This is a genomic window from Streptomyces sp. R44 (assembly GCF_041053105.1).
Taxonomy (GTDB): Bacteria; Actinomycetota; Actinomycetes; order Streptomycetales; family Streptomycetaceae; genus Streptomyces.
This window is the reverse complement of sequence record NZ_CP163444.1, coordinates 585,484-604,426: the sequence shown is the minus strand read 5'-3', so window position 1 is coordinate 604,426 and position 18,943 is coordinate 585,484. Positions and strand designations below refer to the sequence as shown.

Below are 18,943 nucleotides of genomic sequence, written 5' to 3'. Positions count from 1 at the left end.
TCCCCACCCCCGAAGGAACCGCCATGACGGACACCGTCCGGCCCGCCCTCAAGGCCCGTGCGGCCAGAGGCTCCCGCACCTTCCTCATCTCCGGATTCGGAACGGCGCTGGAGTTCTACGACTTCATCATCTACGGCCTCGCCGCCGCGATCGTCTTCCCCACCGTCTTCTTCCCCGGCTTCGACCGCACGGTGGGCACCCTGGTCGCCTTCGCCGCGTTCGGCAGCGGCTTCGTCGCCCGCCCGCTCGGCGGCATCGTCATCGGACACTTCGGCGACCGGATCGGCCGCAGGTCCATGCTGATCCTCACACTGCTGATCATGGGCGGCAGCACCTTCCTCATCGGCTGCCTGCCCTCGTACGGCACCCTGGGCATCGCCGCACCGGTCCTGCTCGTCGCCCTGCGCCTCGTCCAGGGCTTCGCGGCCGGCGGGGAGTGGGGCGGCGCCTCCCTCTTCGGCATCGAGAACGCCCCCGAGGACCGGCGCGGCCTGTGGGGCAGCTTCACCAGTGCCGGCATCGGCATCGGCAGCCTCCTCGGCACGGGCGTCTTCACCCTGATCACCCTGCTGCCGGAGGACCAGCTGGAGGCCTGGGCCTGGCGCGTGCCGTTCTGGCTGGGCGGGCTCCTCGTCCTGGTCGGCGTCGTCGCCCGCGGCCGCATGCCCCAGGAGGAGCGCCGTACCGAGAGCGCGCCCCGCGTCCCCATCCTGGACTCCATCAGGCGCCACCCGCGCCAGATGCTCCTCGCCATCGGCGTGGCCTTCGGCTACAACACCCTCGCGTACATCGGCACGATCTTCACCGTCACGTACGCCGAGGAGCGCGGCTACACCTCCACCGAGTCCCTGCTGCTCCAGGTGGCGGGTTCCCTCGCCTTCACGATCGCCGTGCCGGTGATGGCCCTCCTCTCCGACCGCAGGGGCCGCAAGCCGGTCGTCATCCTCGGCACCCTCGCCTACGCGGCCTTCTTCTTCCTGTACTTCCCCCTGGTGGACGGCCACGTCCTCGTCCTGGCCACGCTCGCCTGCGTCCTGGTGAACGTGCTGATGGCCGCCCCGCAGGGCTGCATCCCGGCCTTCCTGGGCGAGCAGTTCTCCGCGGCCACCCGCTACTCGTCGATCTCCGCCACCTACCAGACCGGGGCCGCCCTGGGCGGCGGCACGGCGGCGACCGCCGCGACCGCCCTGTTCCTCGCCTACGACAACGACCCGATCGGCGTCGGCCTCTACTCCGGCGCGGCGGCCCTCGTCCTCGTGCTGTGCGCCTGGGGCCTGCGGGAGACCTACCGGACCCCGACGGCCCGGCTCGGCGCACCGGCCACGGCCCCCGCCGCCGACCGGGTGCCCGTCTAGGAGCGGAGGAAGGCGCGGACCCCCTGCGACACCGCGTCGTCGCCGAGGAGTTCGTTGTGGTCGAGACAGCCGGCGCCGTTGTTGACGGCGCCGGTCAACGGCACGCTGCTGTCCGGGTTGATGACCTCGTCGCAGTTCGACCACCAGGTCGCGTACCGCACGGCCCCGGGCGTCTCGTCGCCCTCCGCGAGCCGCTTCTGGACGTAGGAGCCGGGGGTCATGTCGCGGCAGGCCTGGTCCCAGAGCGCGCAGGCCCATGCGGTGCTCGTGCCGTGGTTGGGGCCGGCGAGGGAGACCCAGTGGGCGACGGAGGACTGGCCGGCGGCGTCGAACTTCACGTACCAGCGGGTGACGAGGCTGCCGAAGGAGTGGGCGACGAGATCGACCCGGCTCGCCCCGGTCTGCCGCTTCACGCCTTCGACGTAGGCGGCGAGTTCGCCGGACAGGACCTCGTTGACGGACCTGTGCGTGTCGTAGCCGAAGGAGAACAGCTCCGCGTCGGTGTACCCGTCGGCCTTGAGGTCCGCACGCAGCCCGCCCCAGACGCCGGGATCGGCGTTGTAGCCGTGGACGAGGACGACGGGGATACGGGCGGACGCCTCGGCGTGGGCAGGTGCCGTCGGCAGGAACAGGGACGCGGCGACGGCGAGCAGAGCAACGGCGGTCCGGCCACGGAGTCTCAACACGCTCTCCCCTAAGATGAGTTACGCACGAGTAGTCACGAGCATGGTGGGGGTTGAGGGGGCGGAAGGCCAGCCCCTGTACGGCCTCGTCGGCCCCCGGGTCCGTCAGGTGATCGCGAAGGGGGACGCGCGTGCGGGCGAGCAGAGGGAGCGGCGGGCGTGGTGACGAGGTGGCGCGTCTTCGCGAGGCCGCCGAGACCGGGGACGTCACGGCGATGTTCCGGTACGGCCTGCATCTCGGGACGAACGACGACCGGGAGGGCGGCGAGCGGTGGCTGCGCCGGGCCGCCGCGGCGGGGCATCCCGAGGCCGGCGTGACCCTCGGCGTGCTGCTCCACGGGTGGCGACGGCACGCCGAGGCGGAGCCGCTGCTGCGGGCGGCGGCCGGGGCCGGACACGTGCGGGCGATGGAGATCGTCGGCTACCTCCTGCGGCAGCGCGGCGAGCACGCCGAATCCGTTCTCTGGTACCGGCGTTCGGCCGAGGGCGGCAACCCGCACGCGATGGCGGTCCTCGGCGAGCTGAGCCGCGAGCGGGACGCCCTGTCCGAGGCCGAGGACTGGTACCGGCGGGCAGCCGAAGCGGGCCTCGCCGATGCCGCGTACGCCCTCGGGACGCTGCTGCACGAGCGGGGCGAGACCGCCGAGGCCGAGCGGTGGGCCCGCCGGGCGGCGGACGGCGGTAGCACCGCCGCGATGAACACCCTCGGGATCCTCGCGCAGGACAAGGGGGACCGGGAGGCCGCGAAGGCCTGGTACCGCAAGTCGATGGCGGCCGGTGACGGCGAGGGGAGCCGCCTGCTCGCGGGGCTGCTCACCCGCGCCGAGACGCTCGCCGAGCTCGAGGACCGGCTGACCGAGCGCGCCCGGAAGGGGGAGGTCGACGCGTGCGTCGCGCTCGGGCGGTCCAGGGAGCTGAGCGGCGATCTGTACGCGGCGCAGGGCTGGTACGAGAAGGCGGCGAAGGCGGGCCACGTCGGGGCGATGATCCAGCTGGCCCGGCTCTCGGAGGAGCAGGGCCACACCCGCCAGGCGCGGGCGTGGCGCAGGAAGGCCGCCGAATCCTGAGGCTTGTGTGACGGATTGACCCTCTTCGGCGGAGGCCCGCGGGCCTCCGCGGGGAAGTGATGCCGCCACAGGGGTTGTCAGTGCAATTTCACATTACTATGTTACAGCGCACACGGTCTGATGAACGTCCGTCATACGCCGTGCGAAAGCGACCAGTTCGCGCACCTGACCAGTGCCGCGAACCCATCCCCGCACCAACCCCCCTCACCAGCAGGAGTTCTGTTGTCCCTCCACAGACGTGTGCGCTCGTCCCTGCTCGCCTCCGCCATCGCGGTCACCCTCCTCGCCTCCGTCGGCCAGGCCGGTGCCTCCGCGGCGAGCACGGACGACCAGTCGGCCCCGGCCCCCGTGCTCGGCGCGCCGGCCCCGCAGGCACAGCCGGGAGCCAACCCCTTCGACGAGGTCGAGCACCGGGCCTCCGCCCCGCGCACCACCTTCGGACCCGCGCCCGCCCCCGGCGGCCACGCCACGGGCCGCGTTCCCGGCCGGGCCCCGTCCGGCACGACCGCACGCTCCTTCGCGGCGGCCGCCACCACGACCACCGGCGTCCCCTGCACCCTCGACGGGATCACCGGCCTCGCCCCCGAACAGTTCGCCGACTTCCTCGCCGACCCCGCGGTCACCGCCGACGGCTGTCTGCGCGGCCTCATATGGACCTGGGACGCGCGGCTCGCACCGGTGATGTCCGACGCCCACGTCCAGGCCGTCGCCCGCCGCATATCGAGCCTGTCCGCCGCCCACGACGGACGGAACTCCTCCCACCTGGAGGAGATGTTCACGTACCTGCACGCCGTCGCTTACCACGACTACTCGCGCGACGAGATCGACATCACCGACGCGCCCACGGTGAACGCGATCCGGCAGGCCGTCGCCGACTTCGGCGCCGCCGCCCGCACCTTCGACGTCACGAAGACGAACGCGAACACCCTCCGCGAGGCCCTCTACGCGGCCAGCGCGCCGGGCCTCCGCCAGTACCAACTCGCCCTGATCAAGCGGGTCCTGGCCACCATGGACCCGTCGCACACCGCCACGAACCTCGACCCGGCCTGGGCCGGTGCCGCGCTCGCCGGTCTCTCCGTGAACTACCTCGGCGTCTACCCCGGCAACCAGGACAGCGCCTTCCACGCGGCCGTCGCCGCCGACCCGGCGTACCGCGCGGTCTTCAAGGCCTTCGCCGGCTACGGACACCTGAAGGGGACCGTCAACGCCTGGGTCGCCCGCGACGCCGTCAGCGAGTACGGACGCTTCGGCCAGGTCGACGGCCTCAGGGACGCGACCGTCGCCGACCTCGGCACCATGCTCACCACCGTCGTCGGCACCTTCGGCCGCGGCAGCGAGCCCTGGGCGAAGATCGTCTCCTGGCTCAACCTCTACGAGGCCTGCAAGCCGTACGGCGTGTGCAAGGAGGACATCGAGAAGCAGCTCTTCCCGTACACGTACACCTACGACAACGGCGCCATCAAGGTCCGCACCGCCCTCGACCGGGCCACCGTCGACCAGCTCTACTACGCGAGCAAGCAGGTCAAGGCGCAGTACCACCGCGTCCTCGGCACCGAGCAGCCGCTCGCGGGCGACAACAACACCACCCTGAACATCGTGCTCTACGCCTCCCGCGCGGACTACGAGAACTACCACCCCATCCTCACCGGCATGGGCACCAACAACGGCGGCATCTACATCGAGCGCGGCGCCACCTTCTACACGTACCAGCGGCGCGTCCCCCAGGACTCCTCGCTGACGCTGGAAGAGCTCTTCCGCCACGAGTACACCCACTACCTCAACGGCCGCTGGGCCGTCCCCGGCTTCTTCGGCGAAGGCCCCTGGTACCAGGGCGACCGCACCACCGCCATGGACGAGGGCACCGCCGAGTTCTTCGACGGGGCCACCCGCGACAATGGCATCGCCGTCCGCAAGTCCCTCGTCCGCGGCATCATCAACGACACCGCCGGCGGCGGCCCCCGGATGAACGTCCGCCAGATCCTCCACGCCACCTACGACGGCGACGGCTTCCGCTTCTACAACTACGCGGGCACGTTCTTCGAGTTCCTCTGGACCGAGAAGCCCTCGCTGCTCCGCGAGATGTACACCCACCTGCGGGCGAACGACGTGACGGCGTACGACGCCTGGCGCGACCGGCTGAGCTCCGACGCCGCCCTCCAGCGCGACTACGACCGCTTCCTCGACACGCAGATCGCCAAGGTCGACCAGCTGTACGTCCCGAACACCACGTACACGCCCAACGCCCAGCTGCGCGACGCGGACCTCGCATCCGTGAAGTCCTCCTTCTACGCCGCCACCGCCAGCAACCCCGACTGCGTGGAGAACGGCGAGCCCGGCAAGCGCCGCTTCCTCTGCACCGGCCGGATCACCGCCAACCTGTCCAACTGGGCCAGCGCCGACCAGAACTTCAAGGACATGTCCGAGACCGTCGACTACTTCCTCCTCGACCGCGCCGGCGCCGCGTCGAACAACCTGGCCGACATGAACTGCAGCTTCGGACCGATCGACATCTGGTCCACCAAGGTCGCGGGCACGTCGAGCTACAGCTGCGAGGGCCCCCTCCGCAGCTGACCGCACCACACACCCGTCCGGGCCGGTCCTTCCACGGGGGGAGGGGCCGGCCCGGCACCGCCCCCCTTCCTCCGGAGGCCGTACCACGTGAGCACCACCCCGCACTCGGTCCGCACCACCGACTACCACACCGCAGGCGAACCCTTCAGGATCGTCGACGAGGACCTGCCGCCGATCCCCGGCGACACCGTCGCCGAACGCCGCGCCCTCGCACTCCGGCTCGGCCCCCTCGACGAGCTCCGCCGCCTCCTCGTCCGGGAACCACGCGGACACTCCGGCATGTACGGCGGCTTCATCGTCCCGCCCGACGACGACGGCGCCCACTTCGGCGTGCTGTTCTGGCACAAGGACGGCTACTCCACCGCCTGCGGGCACGGCACGATGGCGCTCGGCGCCTGGGCCGTCGACACCGGGCGCGTCCCCGCACCCGACGACGGCGACGTCCCCGTCCGCATCGACGTGCCCTCCGGGCGCGTCACCGCGACCGTGCACCGCGCGGCCGGCCGCACCACCGGCGTCACCTTCCGCAACGTCCCGACGCGGGTCGTCGCGCGCAAGGTCCCGGTGACCATCCCCTCCGGCACCGTCGAGGTCGACCTCGCCGACTCCGGCGCCTGCTACGTCTCCGTCCCCGCCTCCGCCCTCGCCCTGGACACCACGCGCGGCTCCCTGCCCGCGCTCGTCCGGGCCGGACGGGAGATCCGCGCCGCGCTCCCCGAGCACGACGTGTACGGAGTCATCCTGTACGAGGACCTGCCCCGCACTCCCCACGGGCCGCACCAGCGCAACGTCACCGTCTTCGCCGACGGGCAGATCGACCGCTCACCCTGCGGCTCCGGCACCTCCGCACGGCTCGCCCTGCTCGGCGAGGACGGGCTGCTCGCCCCCGGGGACACCCTCACGCACGAGTCCGTGGCGGACACCGTGTTCACCGGCCGACTGCTGCCCGGCGGGATCACGGAGGTGACCGGATCCACGCACCGCACCGGCACCCACACCTTCGTCCTCGACCCCCACGACGAGCTGGGCACGGGATTCCTGCTGTGACCACCATGACGCCCACGACCGGCCTGCTCCCTATCGACGCCCCCGCCATGACCCGCCTCCTGACCCCGGCCGCGGCCGTCGACGTCCTCGCCGACGTCCTGCGCGCCGGATTCGACCCCGAGACCGCCCCGCCCCGCACCGTCGTGCCGGTCCCGGCCGGCGAGCTCCTCCTCATGCCCGCCGCCGATCACAGATACGCCGGGGTGAAGATCGCGGGCGTGGCCCCCGGCAACCCGGCCCTCGGGCTGCCCCGCATCACCGGCTCGTACCTGCTCCTCGACGGCAGCAGCCTCCAGCCGCTCGCCCTGCTCGACGGCGCGGCGCTCACCGAGCTGCGCACCCCGGCCGTCTCGGCCCTCGCCGTACGGCATCTGACGCCCGACGACCGTCCCCTGCGGCTCGTGCTCTTCGGCACCGGGCCCCAGGCGTACGGCCACCTGGAGGCCGTCCTCGCCGTGCGCGGGGTCGCCGAGGCCGTCGTCGTCGGACGCAACGCGGTCGGTGCCCGCGCCCTCGCCGGATACGCGCGGACCCTCGACGTGCCCGCCCGTGCCGGCACGGCCGACGACGTGGCCGGAGCCGACCTGGTCGTCTGCTGCACCACGGCCCGCGAACCCCTCTTCGACGGCACGCTGGTCGCCGACGGCGCCACCGTCGTCGCGGTCGGCTCGCACGAGCCGGCGGCCCGGGAGACCGACACCGCCCTCGTGGCCCGCGCCGAGGTCCACGTCGAGGCCCGCTCGGCGGCGCTCCGTGAGGCGGGCGACCTGCTCGTCCCCCTGGCCGAGGGGGCGATCGGCGAGGACCACATCGCGGGCACCCTCGCCGACCTGGTGCACGGCCGGGTCCCCTCCGGGCGTCCGCGTCTCTTCAAGAGCGTCGGCATGGCCTGGGAGGACCTCGCCGTCGCGGGCGCCCTGTACCGCGCGGCCCGCGAGGCCGCCTGAACACACCGACGCCGGCACCGCTCGCCCGAAGCGGTGCCGGCGTCGGGCTGCCCGGACGGAGGACCCGGACAGGGTCACGCCCCGCGATGCCTGAGGTTCACGACCGCCGCCCTGGTCACCATCAGGGGGTTCAGGAAGCCCAGCGGACCCATCAGCCGCGACGCGAACATGTGCATGTGCCGGGCCACGGCCCCGTCGCGCGCCGCCGCCGAGAACATCAGCCGCTCCAGGGGATTGAACGGCCTGCCCTTGGCGAAGTCGGCCGCCAGGTACTGGTGCCCGCCGAGCCGGAGCCGGTGCGTGCGCGCGTAGGCCGCGAGCGACTTGTCGAGGTCGCCCGTGCCGGTCAGGGCCGGGGCGACCGCCTCCGCCAGCCACCGCGCGGACTGCAGCGCCCACCCGCATCCCACGCCCCACAGCGGATCCCCGGTCAGGGCCGCGTCGCCGATGAGCGCGAGCCCCGGTGCGGCCGCCTTGCGCGTGTGGAGCGGGTAGTCGACCGTGCCGGTGATCTTCGTGACGCGCTCGGCGGCATCGATGGCCGGCGCGTCCGGCAGGGAGCGGACGAACTCCAGGAAGCTGCCCTCCAGATCCTCCCGGAAGGCCGGAAGCCGCTTCTTGTCCGGGAGCACCGCGACGACCGTCACCCCGTCGTCGTTCGGGAACGCGTACGCCATGTCCGGCACCAGGAACCAGGCGTGACTGATCCCGTCCCGCAGGGGCAGGTTCCGGAAGTGCGCGAGATAGCCGAAGCGCGCGTTCTCGTGCCGTCGGGTCGGCACCCCGGCGAACCCGGCCACGGCCGAGTCCTTGCCGTCGGCGCCGACCACCAGGCGGGCCCGGATCTCGCGCTCCCCCTCGGGCGTCGACGCACGCACCCCGACCGTGCGCCCGGCCTCCCGGATCAGCCCGGTCACCTTGTGGCCGAGGAGCACGTCGACGCCGAGGGTCTCGGCCGCACGGGACCTGATCAGCGGGTCGAGGGTGCTGCGCCGGACGTTGTAGCCGTACGGCAGCTCGGGGCCGGGCGCGGCGCCGGGCTCGATCCATCCCCAACGGGTGTACCAGCGCGCCTCGTTGCGCACGGCTCCGGCCTTCTCCAGCGCCGGTATGAGGCCGAGTTCGTCGAGCACCGGGGTGGCGTTGGCGGTGATGGAGTGGGTGCACAGCGCCTTGTACGCCCCGGGGCGCGAACGGCGTTCGAGCAGCGCGACGCGGGCACCGCGCCGGGCGAGCAGGATCGCCGCGGCGCAGCCGGCGAGGCCGGCCCCGCTGATGACGACGTCGTAGTCGGGTCCGGCGCTCTCGGGCTTGGTCATGCTCTGATCGTCCCCCCGTGGTCTGGTGACACTTCTGTCAGGAACATGAGGACGAGGAACATGAGCAGTTGTCAAGAGTGCGGGTACGCCTTCACGTTTCCTCCTGACCCTCGGGGAAGTGACAGGCCACCTGCCGGGCCTCGCCCGGGACGGCGATCCGCAGCAGCGGCGCCTCGGTGCGGCAGATCTCCCGGGCCTTCGGGCAGCGCGGGTGGAAGGTGCAGCCCGGCGGGGGAGCGGCGGGGCTCGGAGGATCGCCGAGCAGCGTGATCCGCTCCCGGGCCCGCTCGGCCGCCGGGTCGGGCAGGGGGACGGCGGAGAGCAGCGCCCGGGTGTAGGGGTGGGCGGGCGCCGCGTACACCCGCTCCTTCGCGCCGATCTCCACGATGCGGCCGAGGTACATCACGGCGACCCGGTCGCAGACCCGCTTCACGACGGAGAGGTCGTGTGCGATGAAGAGGTAGGCGAGGCCGAGTTCGTGCTGGAGCCGTTCCATGAGGTTGACGATCTGCGCCTGCACGGAGACGTCGAGGGCGGAGACGGGTTCGTCGGCGACGACGAGGCGGGGGCCGGTGGCCAGTGCGCGGGCGATGCCGATGCGCTGGGCCTGCCCGCCGGAGAACTCGTGCGGGTAGCGGTCGACGTGCTCCGGGATGAGCCCGACGAGCTCCATCAGCTCCACGGCCCGCTTGCGCGCCTCGGCGGCCGGAGTCCCCTGGACGAGCAGCGGGTCGGAGATGATCCGGGCGACGGTCTGCCGGGGGTTGAGGGAGGAGTGCGGATCCTGGAAGACCATCTGGAGTTCGCGCCGCAGCGGTTTCAGCTCGCGCTGGGACAGACGGCTGATGTCGCGTCCGTCGTACGAGACGGAGCCCGCGGTCGGCTCCAGGAGCCGCACGATCATGCGGCCGGTGGTCGACTTGCCGCAGCCGGACTCGCCGACGAGACCGAGGGTCTCGCCCGCCGCCACGTCGAAGGAGACGCCGTCGACGGCCCGGACGGGCGCCGAGCGGGCCCGGCGGCCGGGGAACGTCATGGTCAGGTCCCGGACGCTCAACAGGGATCGGGCTGTGCTGGTCATGAGGGAACGCCTTCGTACGCGGGGAAGTGGCAGGCGGCCGGGTGTCCGTCCGGGCCGCCGAGCGGCGGGCGTTCGCCCGTGCAGCGGGCCCGTTCCTCCTCGGAGCCGGCGGCCGCGCGGGAGCAGCGGGGCGCGAACGCGCATCCCGGTGCCGGGTCGAGCAGGGACGGCGGGCTGCCGGGGATCGCCCGGAGCGGCGCGTCGTCGTGGTCGTCGAGCCGGGGCAGCGAGTCGAGCAGTCCCCGGGTGTACGGATGGGCCGGGGTCGCGAACAGGGCGTCCACCGGGGCGCGTTCGGCGGCCCGGCCGCCGTACATCACCAGGACGTCGTGCGCGACCCGGGCCACCACGCCCAGATTGTGCGTGATCATGACGACGGAGAGGCCCCGGTCCTGCTGGAGGCGGGCGATCAGCTCCAGGATCTGCGCCTGGACGGTGACGTCGAGCGCCGTCGTCGGCTCGTCGGCGATCAGCAGGTCGGGCTCGCAGGCGAGCGCCATCGCGATCATCACGCGCTGCCGCATGCCGCCCGAGAACTGGTGGGGGTACTCACCGGCCCGGCGACGCGGCTCGGGGATGCCGACCTCGCCGAGCGCCTCGACGGCCCGCTCGCGGGCGGCCGCGCGACGGGACCCGAAGTGGACCCGGTGGTGCTCGGCGATCTGCTCGCCGACCGTGTAGTACGGGTGCAGGCTGGACAGCGGGTCCTGGAAGATCATCGCCATCCTCCGGCCGCGCAGCCGGTTGAGCTCGCGCTCCGGCAGGCCGACAAGTTCGCGGCCGGCCAGGGCGACGGAGCCGGTGACCTCGGCGCCGGTGTGCAGGCCCATCACGGCCAGCGAGGTGACCGACTTTCCGGAGCCGGACTCGCCGACGATGCCGAGGGTGCGCCCGGGCGGGACGTCGAAGGAGAGGGAGTCGACCGCACGGACGGGGCCGCGCTTGGTCGGGAACGTGACCGTGAGGTCCCGTACCGACAGCAGGGGGGCCAGGTCGCCCATCAGTACCTCACTCGCGGGTCGACGACGGCGTACAGCAGGTCGACGGCCAGGTTGGCGACGACGATGAAGGTGGCGGCGAGCAGGGTCACCCCGAGGATGACGGGCTGGTCGCCGGTGGACAGGGCCCCGTAGAAGAGGCGCCCGATGCCGGGCAGTCCGAAGATGGACTCGGTGATCACCGCGCCGGCGAGCAGTCCGCCCAGGTCCATCCCGAAGATGGTCAGGATCGGTGTCATGCCCGCGCGCAGCCCGTGCTTGACGACCACCGTCCGGCGCGGCAGCCCCTTGGCGCGTGCGGTCCGGATGTACGGCTCCGCCATGGACTCGATCATCGAGCTGCGGCTCTGGCGGGCGTACATCGCGGCGTACAGGATCGCGAGCGCCAGCCAGGGGAGCAGCAGGTTGGTGGCCCAGGACAGCGGGTCGGAGCCGAAGGGCACGTACTGCGGGTAGGGGAACAGTCCGGAGACCCGGATCAGCCCGTAGATCAGCAGCACCGAGGTGAAGTAGACGGGCAGCGAGGCGGCGGCGACCGCGCCGACCATCAGGGCCCGGTCGGTGAGCGTGTCCTTGTGCAGGGCGGCGGTGACGCCCGCGGAGAGCCCGAGCAGCAGCCAGATCGCGGCCGCGCCCAGGGCGAGGGAGGCGGAGACCGGCAGCCGGTCCACGAGCAGGTCCCACACGCCCTGGCTGTTCTCGTACGAGTAGCCCAGGCACGGGAAGCCGCAGTGCAGGGCGTACTGGCCGCTGCCCATCGTGCGGCCCGTGAAGATGCCCGTGACGAAGTCGGTGAACTGCCGCCACAGCGGGGCGTCCAGGCCCATGTGGGCGCGGATCGCCTCCAGGCGTTCGGCGCTGCACGACTTGCCGCAGGCCGCGGCCGCCGGATCGGACGGCAGGACGTAGAAGATGGTGAAGGTGACGGCGGCGATGGCGACGAGGACGCCGAGCACGCCCAGGAGCCGGCGCCCGAGGTAGAGGATCACGTGCCGCTCCCGCGCGGGTCGAGGACGTCGCGCAGCGCGTCGCCGAGGAGGGTGAACGCGAGCACGGTGAGGAAGAGGCAGAGGCTCGGGACGACGAAGTACATGGGATCCGTGTCGTAGTAGGCGACGCTCTCGGCGATCATCTGGCCCCAGGACGGGGTGGGCGGGCGGACGCCGACGCCGAGATAGCTGAGGGCCGCCTCGGTGGCGATCATCCCGGGGACGATCAGGGTGGTGTACGCGATGACGGGTCCGGCGACGCCCGGGAGGATGTCGCGGGCGAGGATCCGCCAGGGTCCCGAGCCGCCGACGCGTGCGGCGTCGACGTACTCGCGGTGTTTGAGCGACAGGGTCTGGCCGCGGACGACGCGGGCGATGCCGGGCCAGCCGAAGAGGCCGATGACGGCGGTCATGAGGACGATCCGGTTGACGTCCCTGGCCACCGACATCATCGCGATCATGAAGATGAGGGAGGGGAAGGACATGGTGAGGTCCATCAGCCGGGAGAGCACGGTGTCGGTGCGGCCGCCGAAGTAGCCCGCGGCGATGCCGGCCGCCGTTCCGGCGACGACGACGATCGCCGTCGCCGAGAAGGCGATGAGCAGGGAGACCTGGGCGCCGTGCACGACCCGGGCGAACAGGTCGCGGCCGGTGACGGGTTCGACGCCGAGCCAGTGCTCCGCCGAGACGCCGCCGAGCGGCCCGATGGGCTGGCCGCCCAGGTACGGATCGACGGCGCTCTTGTCGAACTCCTCCGGGCCCCAGCCGCCCAGCGAGCCGATCAGCGGGGCGGCCACGGTCAGGAGCGCGAAGAAGACGACGACGGCGAGCGAGAGCTTCACGGAGGTGCGGCGGCGCAGCTCGGTCCTGGCGAGCTGCCAGGGCCCGCTGCCCCGCGTCATGGGCGGGGAGGTCGAGGTGGTGGTCATGGCTGCCGTCAGCTCGCGCTCTTCGACGGGTCCTTGAGGCCGACCGTCGCGAAGTCGACCTGTCCGCCGAAGGAGGTGTGGCCGAAGGCGCCGGCGATGTTCGTGCCGAGCAGCAGGGGCCTGCGCTCGACGACGACGGGCGCGGTCGGGGCCTTGGCGAGGATCTCGCCGTCGAGCTCTCGCCACGCCTTGTCGGCCTGCGCGGCGTCGGTCATCGCGGCGATCGCGTCCATCCGCCGCATGGTGGCGTCGTCGCGGAAGAGGGAGTGGTTGCCGGAGTTGCCCTTCTCCTTGATGTAGCGGCCGTCGAAGACGAAGGGCAGGAAGGTCGACCCGGAGGGGAAGTCGGGGCACCAGCCGGTGTAGACGAGGTCCGTGCGGTTCTTGGTGTCGCCGATGGTGTCGTAGAAGGCGGAGGGGTCGACGGTCTCGATGGTGACCTTGATCCCGGCGCGGCCCAGGGACTGCTGGATCGCCTCGCCCACCGACTTGTCGCCGTTGGAGACGGTGATGCTCGTCGAGAAGCCGTCGGCCTTCCCCGCCTCCTTGAGGAGCTGCTTCGCCTTCTCCACGTCGCCGGTGAGCGGGATCTTCAGGGTGTCGGGCTGCTTGCCGCCGAAGAGGGAGGCGGGCATGAGCGCGGTGGCCGGGTCGTTGAGCGCGGGTCCGCCGGAGGCGGTCAGGATCGCCTCGCGGTCCAGCGCGTACTGCACCGCCTGCCGGACCTTGACGTCGGCGAAGGGCGCCCGGCCGGTGTGCATCTGGACCATCTCGGTGCAGCTGGTCGATTCGGCGAGGAGTCGAGCCCTGACCTCGGGCCTGGTGAGGACCTTGGGGGTGGACTCGGGGCGGAGCTTGTCCCAGGAGACCGCGGAGGCGTCGGCGCCGGCGGCGGCGATCAGCCGGTCGTCGATCTGGTTGGCCTTCAGGCCCATGGTGACGACGATCCGGTCCGGGTACGCCTTGCGGACCGTGTCGGTCTTCGGGTCCCAGTGGGTGTTGCGGACGAGGACGAGCTGCTTGTCCCGGGCGTACGAGTCGATCTTGTACGGGCCGGAGGAGAAGGGACGGTTGTCGTACTGGGGTCCCTTGTCCTGGGCCTTGGGGACGGGCGCGAACGTGGGCAGCACGGTCGCGTAGGGGAACTCGGCGAAGGGCTTGCGGAGTTCGAAGACGATGGTGCGGGCGTCGGGCGTCTTCACGGAGTCGAGGTGCCTGCCCTTCGCGGGGCCCTGGTAGCCCTCGGCGCCCACGAGGTAGCGGGCCGCGTAGTCGGGGCCGCCGGGCAGGTCCGGGGAGAAGGACCGCTCCACGTTGTACTTGACGTCCTGGGCGGTGATCGGAGTCCCGTCCTCGTACTTCAGGCCCGGCTTGAGCCTGAAGGTCCAGGTCTTGGCGCCGTTGGAGGAGGTGCCGAGGTCCTCGGCGAGGTCGGGGGTCAGCCGCCCGCCCTTGGCGCCGGGCTCCGCCTGGTACGCCACGAGGGTGCGGTAGAGCAGCCGGGTTCCGAAGTCCATGTCGCTCATGACCCAGTTGCGGGCCGGGTCGAGATGGGTGAAGTCCTGGTTGGACAGGACGGTGAGCGTGCCGCCCTTCTGCGGGGTCCCGCCGACGATCGCGCCGTTGGTGGAGGTGGCGGGGTTCTTGCGGTCCGGGGAGCCGCCGGACTTCCCGCCGCCGGTACAGCCGGTCACGCCGAGGGCGAGGGTCGTCACCAGGGCGGTGGCCAAGGTGCGGGTGCGCTGGTTCATGGGTGGTCACTCCGAGAGAGCAGCAGGCGGACAGCCGGCGTCGACGAGGCGAGCGGCTGGAATGTGACCGGTAACATAGTAATGTGAAATTGTACTGACAAGGTGTCGGGAGCTCCGTTACTCATCCGTGTCCCGGCGGCGGGAGCGGCGGCGACGCGCCAACTGAGAAGCTCCCCGCGGGTCTTGGCAACTCCAGTGCCATGTGAAATATTACTGCCGTGCCCACGAGAAACACCTCGGATCTCATCGTCGTCGGCGCCGGCGTCGTCGGCGCCGCCTGCGCCCACTACGCCGCCCGAGCCGGCCTCTCCGTCACCGTCGTCGACCGCGGTTCCGTCGCCGGCGGAACGACCGGGGCGGGCGAGGGAAACCTCCTGGTCTCCGACAAGGAACCAGGGCCCGAACTCGAACTCGCCCTGATCGCCACCGCGTTGTGGCGGGAGCTGGCCGAACTGCTCCCGCCGCAGGTCGAGTACGAGGCGAAAGGCGGCCTCGTCGTCGCCTCGGACGAGTCCGGGATGCGCGCCCTGCGCGACTTCGCGGCCCGCCAGGAGAAGGCGGGCGTCACCAGCCAGGAGGTCCCCGCGGACCGGCTCCACGACCTGGAGCCCCACCTCGCACCCACCCTGGCGGGCGGCTTCCACTATCCCCAGGACGCCCAGGTGATGCCCGCCCAGGCCGCGGCCCTGCTGCTGCGCACGGAAGGCGACCGGATCCGGCTGCGCCTGGGGGAGGAGGTCACCGCCCTGCTCACCGGCGCGGCCGGAGAGGTCCGCGGCGTACGGACCACACGCGGCGAGCTCCACGCCCCGTACGTGGTCAACGCCGCCGGAACCTGGGGCGGCGCCCTCGCCGAACTCGCGGGCGTACACCTGCCCGTACTGCCCCGCCGGGGCTTCGTCCTCGTCACCGAACCCCTCCCGCGCGTGGTGCGCCACAAGGTGTACGCCGCCGACTACGTCGCCGACGTCGCCAGCGGCTCCGCCGCGCTCCAGACCTCGGCCGTCGTCGAGGGCACCCCGGCGGGCCCGGTCCTGATCGGCGCCAGCCGCGAACGGGTCGGCTTCGACCGCACGCTCTCCACCGAGGTCCTGCGCCGGCTCGCCGTCGGGGCCACCGCGCTGTTCCCGGTCCTCGGGACCGTACGGGCCGTCCGCACCTACCTCGGCTTCCGCCCCTACCTGCCGGACCACCTGCCCGCGATCGGCCCCGACCCCCGCGTCCCCGGACTGCTCCACGCCTGCGGCCACGAAGGAGCGGGCATCGGACTGGCCCCCGTGACGGGGCGGATCGTCGCCGCCTGCCTCACCGGCGCCGAACCACCGCTCGACATCCACCCGTTCAGACCGGACCGGTTCGCCGAGCCCGCGGCCTGACCGCGCACCCACCGTCACGAGAGGAGGGCCCGTGGCCCGCACCCCCGCCGACCTCGTCGGCGCACAGCCCGATCCGCCGTTCGAGATCACCTTCGACGGCCGTCGCGTCACCGCCCTGCCGGGCCAGACCGTCGCCGCCGCCCTCTGGGGCGCCGGCATCCTGGCCTGGCGCACCACCCGGGACGGCGGCCGGCCGCGCGGCGCCTTCTGCGGCATCGGCCAGTGCTACGACTGCCTCGCCACCGTCAACGGCGAACCCAACCGGCGCGCCTGCCTGGTCCCGGCCCGCCCCGGCGACGCGATCACCACCCAGGAGGGACACGGCCATGACCGCCTCACCGTCTGAGCCGCAGACATACGACCTGGCGGTCGTGGGAGCCGGCTCCGCGGGACTCTCCGGCGCCGTCACCGCCTCCGAACTCGGCCTCTCCGTCGCCCTCCTCGACACCTCCACCCAGACCGGCGGGCAGTACTACCGGCACCCCGCGCCCGCGCTCGGCGCCGTACGGCCCGAGGCGCTGCACCACGACTGGTCCGCCTTCACCGACCTCCGCCGACGCCTCGCGGCAAGCGGCGCCGCCCACCTCGCCGGACACCACGTGTGGTCCACCGTGCGGGAGGGCGACGGGACCTGGACCGTCCACGCGGTCACCGGAGCCGACGGCGACGGGGAACGGCCGGTACGCGTCCGCGCCCGGGCGCTGCTGCTCGCCACCGGCGCGTACGAACGCCAACTCCCCTTCCCCGGCTGGACCCTGCCCGGCGTCGTCGGCGCCGGAGGAGCCCAGGCCATGCTCAAGTCCGGCCTCGTACTGCCCGGCCGCCGCATCGTCGTGGCCGGCAGCGGCCCCCTGCTGCTCGCCGTCGCCACGTCCCTCGCCGCCGCCGGCGCGCAGGTACCGGCCGTGGTCGAGGCCGCCGGATATCTCCGGTACGCCCGCAGCCCCCGCGCGCTCCTGGCCAACCCGGGAAAGGCGGCCGAGGCCCTGCTGCACGGAACCGGACTGCTCCGGCACCGGGTCCCCGTCCGGCTGCGCAGCGCCGTCACCGAAGTGCACGGCACCGACCGGGTCGAGGGTGTCACCGTCAGCCGCCTGGACGCCGACTGGCGCCCCGTAGCGGGGACGGGCCGTCGGATCGCCTGCGACGCCCTGGCCGTCGGCCACGGCCTGGTCCCGCAGATCGAACTGGCCACGACCGTGGGCTGCGCCACCCGGCCCCTCCCCGACGGCACCCTCGGCCTCGTCCTGGACGACCTCCAGGAGACCTCGGAGCCCGGCCTGTGGGCAGCGGGCGAGACCGGAGGCGTGGGAGGCGCGGAACTCGCCAGGACCGAGGGTGAGTTGGCGGCCCGGGCCGTCGCCGCGCGACTCCTCGGCCGCCGCGCCGGCGCGGGCCGGGTCGCCGAGCTCCGGCGCCGGCGGAACCGGATGCGCGCCTTCGCCGACGTCATGGCCGCCGCTCACGCACCGGGCCCCGGATGGCAGGGCTGGCTCACCGACGAGACGGACGTGTGCCGCTGCGAGGAGGTCAGTGCCGGCCGCGTCCGCGAGGCCGTCACCGAGCTCGGCGCACGGGACGCGCGCACCGTCAAACTCCTCACCCGGGCCGGCATGGGCTGGTGCCAGGGGCGGATGTGCGGGACGGCCGTCGCCTGCCTCGCCGCGCGCGACGGTGCCGCCGAACCGCCCGCGGAGCGACGCCCGTTCGCCGTCCCGGTCCGGCTCTCGGTGCTCGCCGACCTGGACGAGGACCCGGAACCCGACGCTTCCTAGAGCCCCGAGGAGAGGCCTGTGCGGGCCTCTCCGCTTTCGCCCCTCTATAAAATGTCACACACTATAGAAAGGTCATCGACATGACCGCCACCACCTGGAACACCGACCGCCCCTGGCGCGGCATCATGGTCGCCACCACCCTCCCCTTCCGCGAGGACCTCTCCGTCGACCACGACGCCTACGCCGAGCACGTCGCCTGGCTGATCGCCAACGGCTGCGACGGCGTCGTCCCGAACGGCTCCCTCGGCGAGTACCAGACCCTCACCGACGCCGAGCGCGCCCAGGTCGTCCGTACCGCCGTCGAAGCGGCCGGCGACGGAGCCCGGGTCATGCCGGGCGTCGCCGCCTACGGCAGCGCCGAGTCCCGCCGCTGGGCCGAGCAGGCCGCGGAGGCCGGCTGCGGCTCGGTCCTCCTCCTGCCGCCCAACACCTACCGCGCCGACGCCGCCGCCGTACGTGCCCACTACACCGAGGTGGCCGGCGTGGGCATCCCGGTCGTCGCGTACAACAACCCCTTCGACACGAAGGTCGACCTCACCCCCGATCTGCTCGCGCGGCTCCACGGCGACGGCAGCATCGTCGCGGTGAAGGAGTTCAGCGGCGACGTCCGGCGGGCGTACGAGATCGCCGAACTCGCCCCGGAGCTGGATCTGCTGATCGGGGCGGACGACGTCCTCCTGGAGCTGGCCGTGGCGGGCGCCGTCGGGTGGATCGCCGGCTACCCCAACGCCTTCCCGGCCAGCTGCGCCACGCTCTACCACGCAGCCGTCGCGGGCGACCTGGCGACCGCGCTGCCGCTCTACAAGTCCCTGCACTCCTTGCTGCGCTGGGACTCGAAGACGGAGTTCGTCCAGTCCATCAAGCTGTCCATGGACATCGCCGGCCGCCCCGGCGGCCCCACCCGCCCGCCGCGCCACCCTCTGACGGGCGCCATCGAGGCCGCGGTGCGGACGGCGACCGAGAAGGCCGTCGCGGAGGGCCACCACTGACGCGCCCCCGCTGAAGCGGCTCACCGACGGCGGTGGCCGACACCCGCCGTCGGCGCCGCGCGGCAC

At 72.7% G+C, this 18,943-nt stretch carries 16 protein-coding genes; 9 read left to right on the top strand and 7 right to left on the bottom strand.

Annotated elements, in window-relative coordinates; translation table 11 throughout:
- The first annotated feature begins 23 nt into the window (after positions 1-23).
- Positions 24-1,355: an MFS transporter gene (locus tag AB5J54_RS03040; protein WP_369142291.1), complete on the top strand. Its 1,332-nt coding sequence runs from the start codon at positions 24-26 to the stop codon at positions 1,353-1,355.
- On the opposite strand, the gene AB5J54_RS03035 is transcribed toward AB5J54_RS03040, so the two are convergent.
- Positions 1,352-2,041 carry an esterase/lipase family protein gene (locus tag AB5J54_RS03035; RefSeq protein ID WP_369142290.1) on the bottom strand — a complete coding sequence of 230 codons (690 nt, stop codon included), beginning with the start codon at positions 2,039-2,041 and terminating at the stop codon, positions 1,352-1,354. The genes AB5J54_RS03040 and AB5J54_RS03035 overlap by 4 nt on opposite strands.
- Positions 2,042-2,208: 167 nt before the next feature.
- Here AB5J54_RS03035 and AB5J54_RS03030 point away from each other — a divergent pair, with 167 nt between their 5' ends.
- The 4 genes from AB5J54_RS03030 (at position 2,209) to AB5J54_RS03015 (ending at position 7,670) form a co-directional block, all read left to right on the top strand.
- Positions 2,209-3,105: a tetratricopeptide repeat protein gene (locus AB5J54_RS03030; RefSeq protein WP_369142289.1), complete on the top strand. Its 897-nt coding sequence runs from the start codon at positions 2,209-2,211 to the stop codon at positions 3,103-3,105.
- A 222-nt stretch (positions 3,106-3,327) separates the two neighbouring features.
- Positions 3,328-5,676, top strand: a complete 2,349-nt coding sequence (locus AB5J54_RS03025) for a collagenase (protein WP_369142288.1) — start codon at positions 3,328-3,330, stop codon at positions 5,674-5,676.
- 87 nt (positions 5,677-5,763) lie between these two features.
- Positions 5,764-6,723 (top strand): proline racemase family protein, encoded by a 960-nt coding sequence (locus AB5J54_RS03020; protein WP_369142287.1) that lies wholly within the window; start codon positions 5,764-5,766, stop codon positions 6,721-6,723.
- 5 nt (positions 6,724-6,728) lie between these two features.
- The gene (locus AB5J54_RS03015; RefSeq protein WP_369142286.1) at positions 6,729-7,670 is read left to right on the top strand and encodes an ornithine cyclodeaminase family protein; all 942 of its coding nucleotides are present in this window, start codon (positions 6,729-6,731) and stop codon (positions 7,668-7,670) included.
- Between the two features lie 74 nt (positions 7,671-7,744).
- Here the strand turns inward: AB5J54_RS03015 and AB5J54_RS03010 are convergent, their stop codons facing one another.
- The 6 genes from AB5J54_RS03010 to AB5J54_RS02985 all read right to left on the bottom strand — a co-directional run bounded on the left by AB5J54_RS03010 (position 7,745) and on the right by AB5J54_RS02985 (position 14,737).
- On the bottom strand, positions 7,745-8,989 hold the full coding sequence (locus AB5J54_RS03010) for an NAD(P)/FAD-dependent oxidoreductase (protein WP_369142285.1): 1,245 nt from the start codon (positions 8,987-8,989) through the stop codon (positions 7,745-7,747).
- 91 nt (positions 8,990-9,080) lie between these two features.
- Positions 9,081-10,070 carry an ABC transporter ATP-binding protein gene (locus AB5J54_RS03005; RefSeq protein ID WP_369142284.1) on the bottom strand — a complete coding sequence of 330 codons (990 nt, stop codon included), beginning with the start codon at positions 10,068-10,070 and terminating at the stop codon, positions 9,081-9,083.
- Positions 10,067-11,071, bottom strand: coding sequence for an ABC transporter ATP-binding protein (locus AB5J54_RS03000; protein ID WP_369142283.1), 1,005 nt, complete (start codon positions 11,069-11,071; stop codon positions 10,067-10,069). Before AB5J54_RS03000 ends, AB5J54_RS03005 begins: the two co-directional genes overlap by 4 nt.
- A complete protein-coding gene (locus tag AB5J54_RS02995) occupies positions 11,071-12,057 on the bottom strand; it encodes an ABC transporter permease (protein WP_369142282.1) in 987 nt (328 codons plus the stop codon). Before AB5J54_RS02995 ends, AB5J54_RS03000 begins: the two co-directional genes overlap by 1 nt.
- Positions 12,054-12,986, bottom strand: coding sequence for an ABC transporter permease (locus AB5J54_RS02990; protein WP_369142281.1), 933 nt, complete (start codon positions 12,984-12,986; stop codon positions 12,054-12,056). The genes AB5J54_RS02995 and AB5J54_RS02990 overlap by 4 nt, the downstream gene beginning before the upstream one ends.
- Before the next feature lie 8 nt (positions 12,987-12,994).
- Positions 12,995-14,737: an ABC transporter substrate-binding protein gene (locus tag AB5J54_RS02985; RefSeq protein ID WP_369142280.1), complete on the bottom strand. Its 1,743-nt coding sequence runs from the start codon at positions 14,735-14,737 to the stop codon at positions 12,995-12,997.
- Positions 14,738-14,955: 218 nt separating this feature from the next.
- On the opposite strand from AB5J54_RS02985, the gene AB5J54_RS02980 reads away from it, so the two are divergent.
- The 4 genes from AB5J54_RS02980 to AB5J54_RS02965 all read left to right on the top strand — a co-directional run bounded on the left by AB5J54_RS02980 (position 14,956) and on the right by AB5J54_RS02965 (position 18,877).
- Positions 14,956-16,113 carry an NAD(P)/FAD-dependent oxidoreductase gene (locus AB5J54_RS02980; protein ID WP_369142279.1) on the top strand — a complete coding sequence of 386 codons (1,158 nt, stop codon included), beginning with the start codon at positions 14,956-14,958 and terminating at the stop codon, positions 16,111-16,113.
- Positions 16,114-16,144: 31 nt separating this feature from the next.
- Positions 16,145-16,459: a (2Fe-2S)-binding protein gene (locus AB5J54_RS02975; RefSeq protein ID WP_184930662.1), complete on the top strand. Its 315-nt coding sequence runs from the start codon at positions 16,145-16,147 to the stop codon at positions 16,457-16,459.
- Positions 16,440-17,888 (top strand): FAD-dependent oxidoreductase, encoded by a 1,449-nt coding sequence (locus AB5J54_RS02970; RefSeq protein WP_369142278.1) that lies wholly within the window; start codon positions 16,440-16,442, stop codon positions 17,886-17,888. Before AB5J54_RS02975 ends, AB5J54_RS02970 begins: the two co-directional genes overlap by 20 nt.
- A gap of 80 nt (positions 17,889-17,968) precedes the next feature.
- A complete protein-coding gene (locus tag AB5J54_RS02965) occupies positions 17,969-18,877 on the top strand; it encodes a dihydrodipicolinate synthase family protein (RefSeq protein ID WP_369142277.1) in 909 nt (302 codons plus the stop codon).
- Positions 18,878-18,943 lie beyond the last annotated feature (66 nt).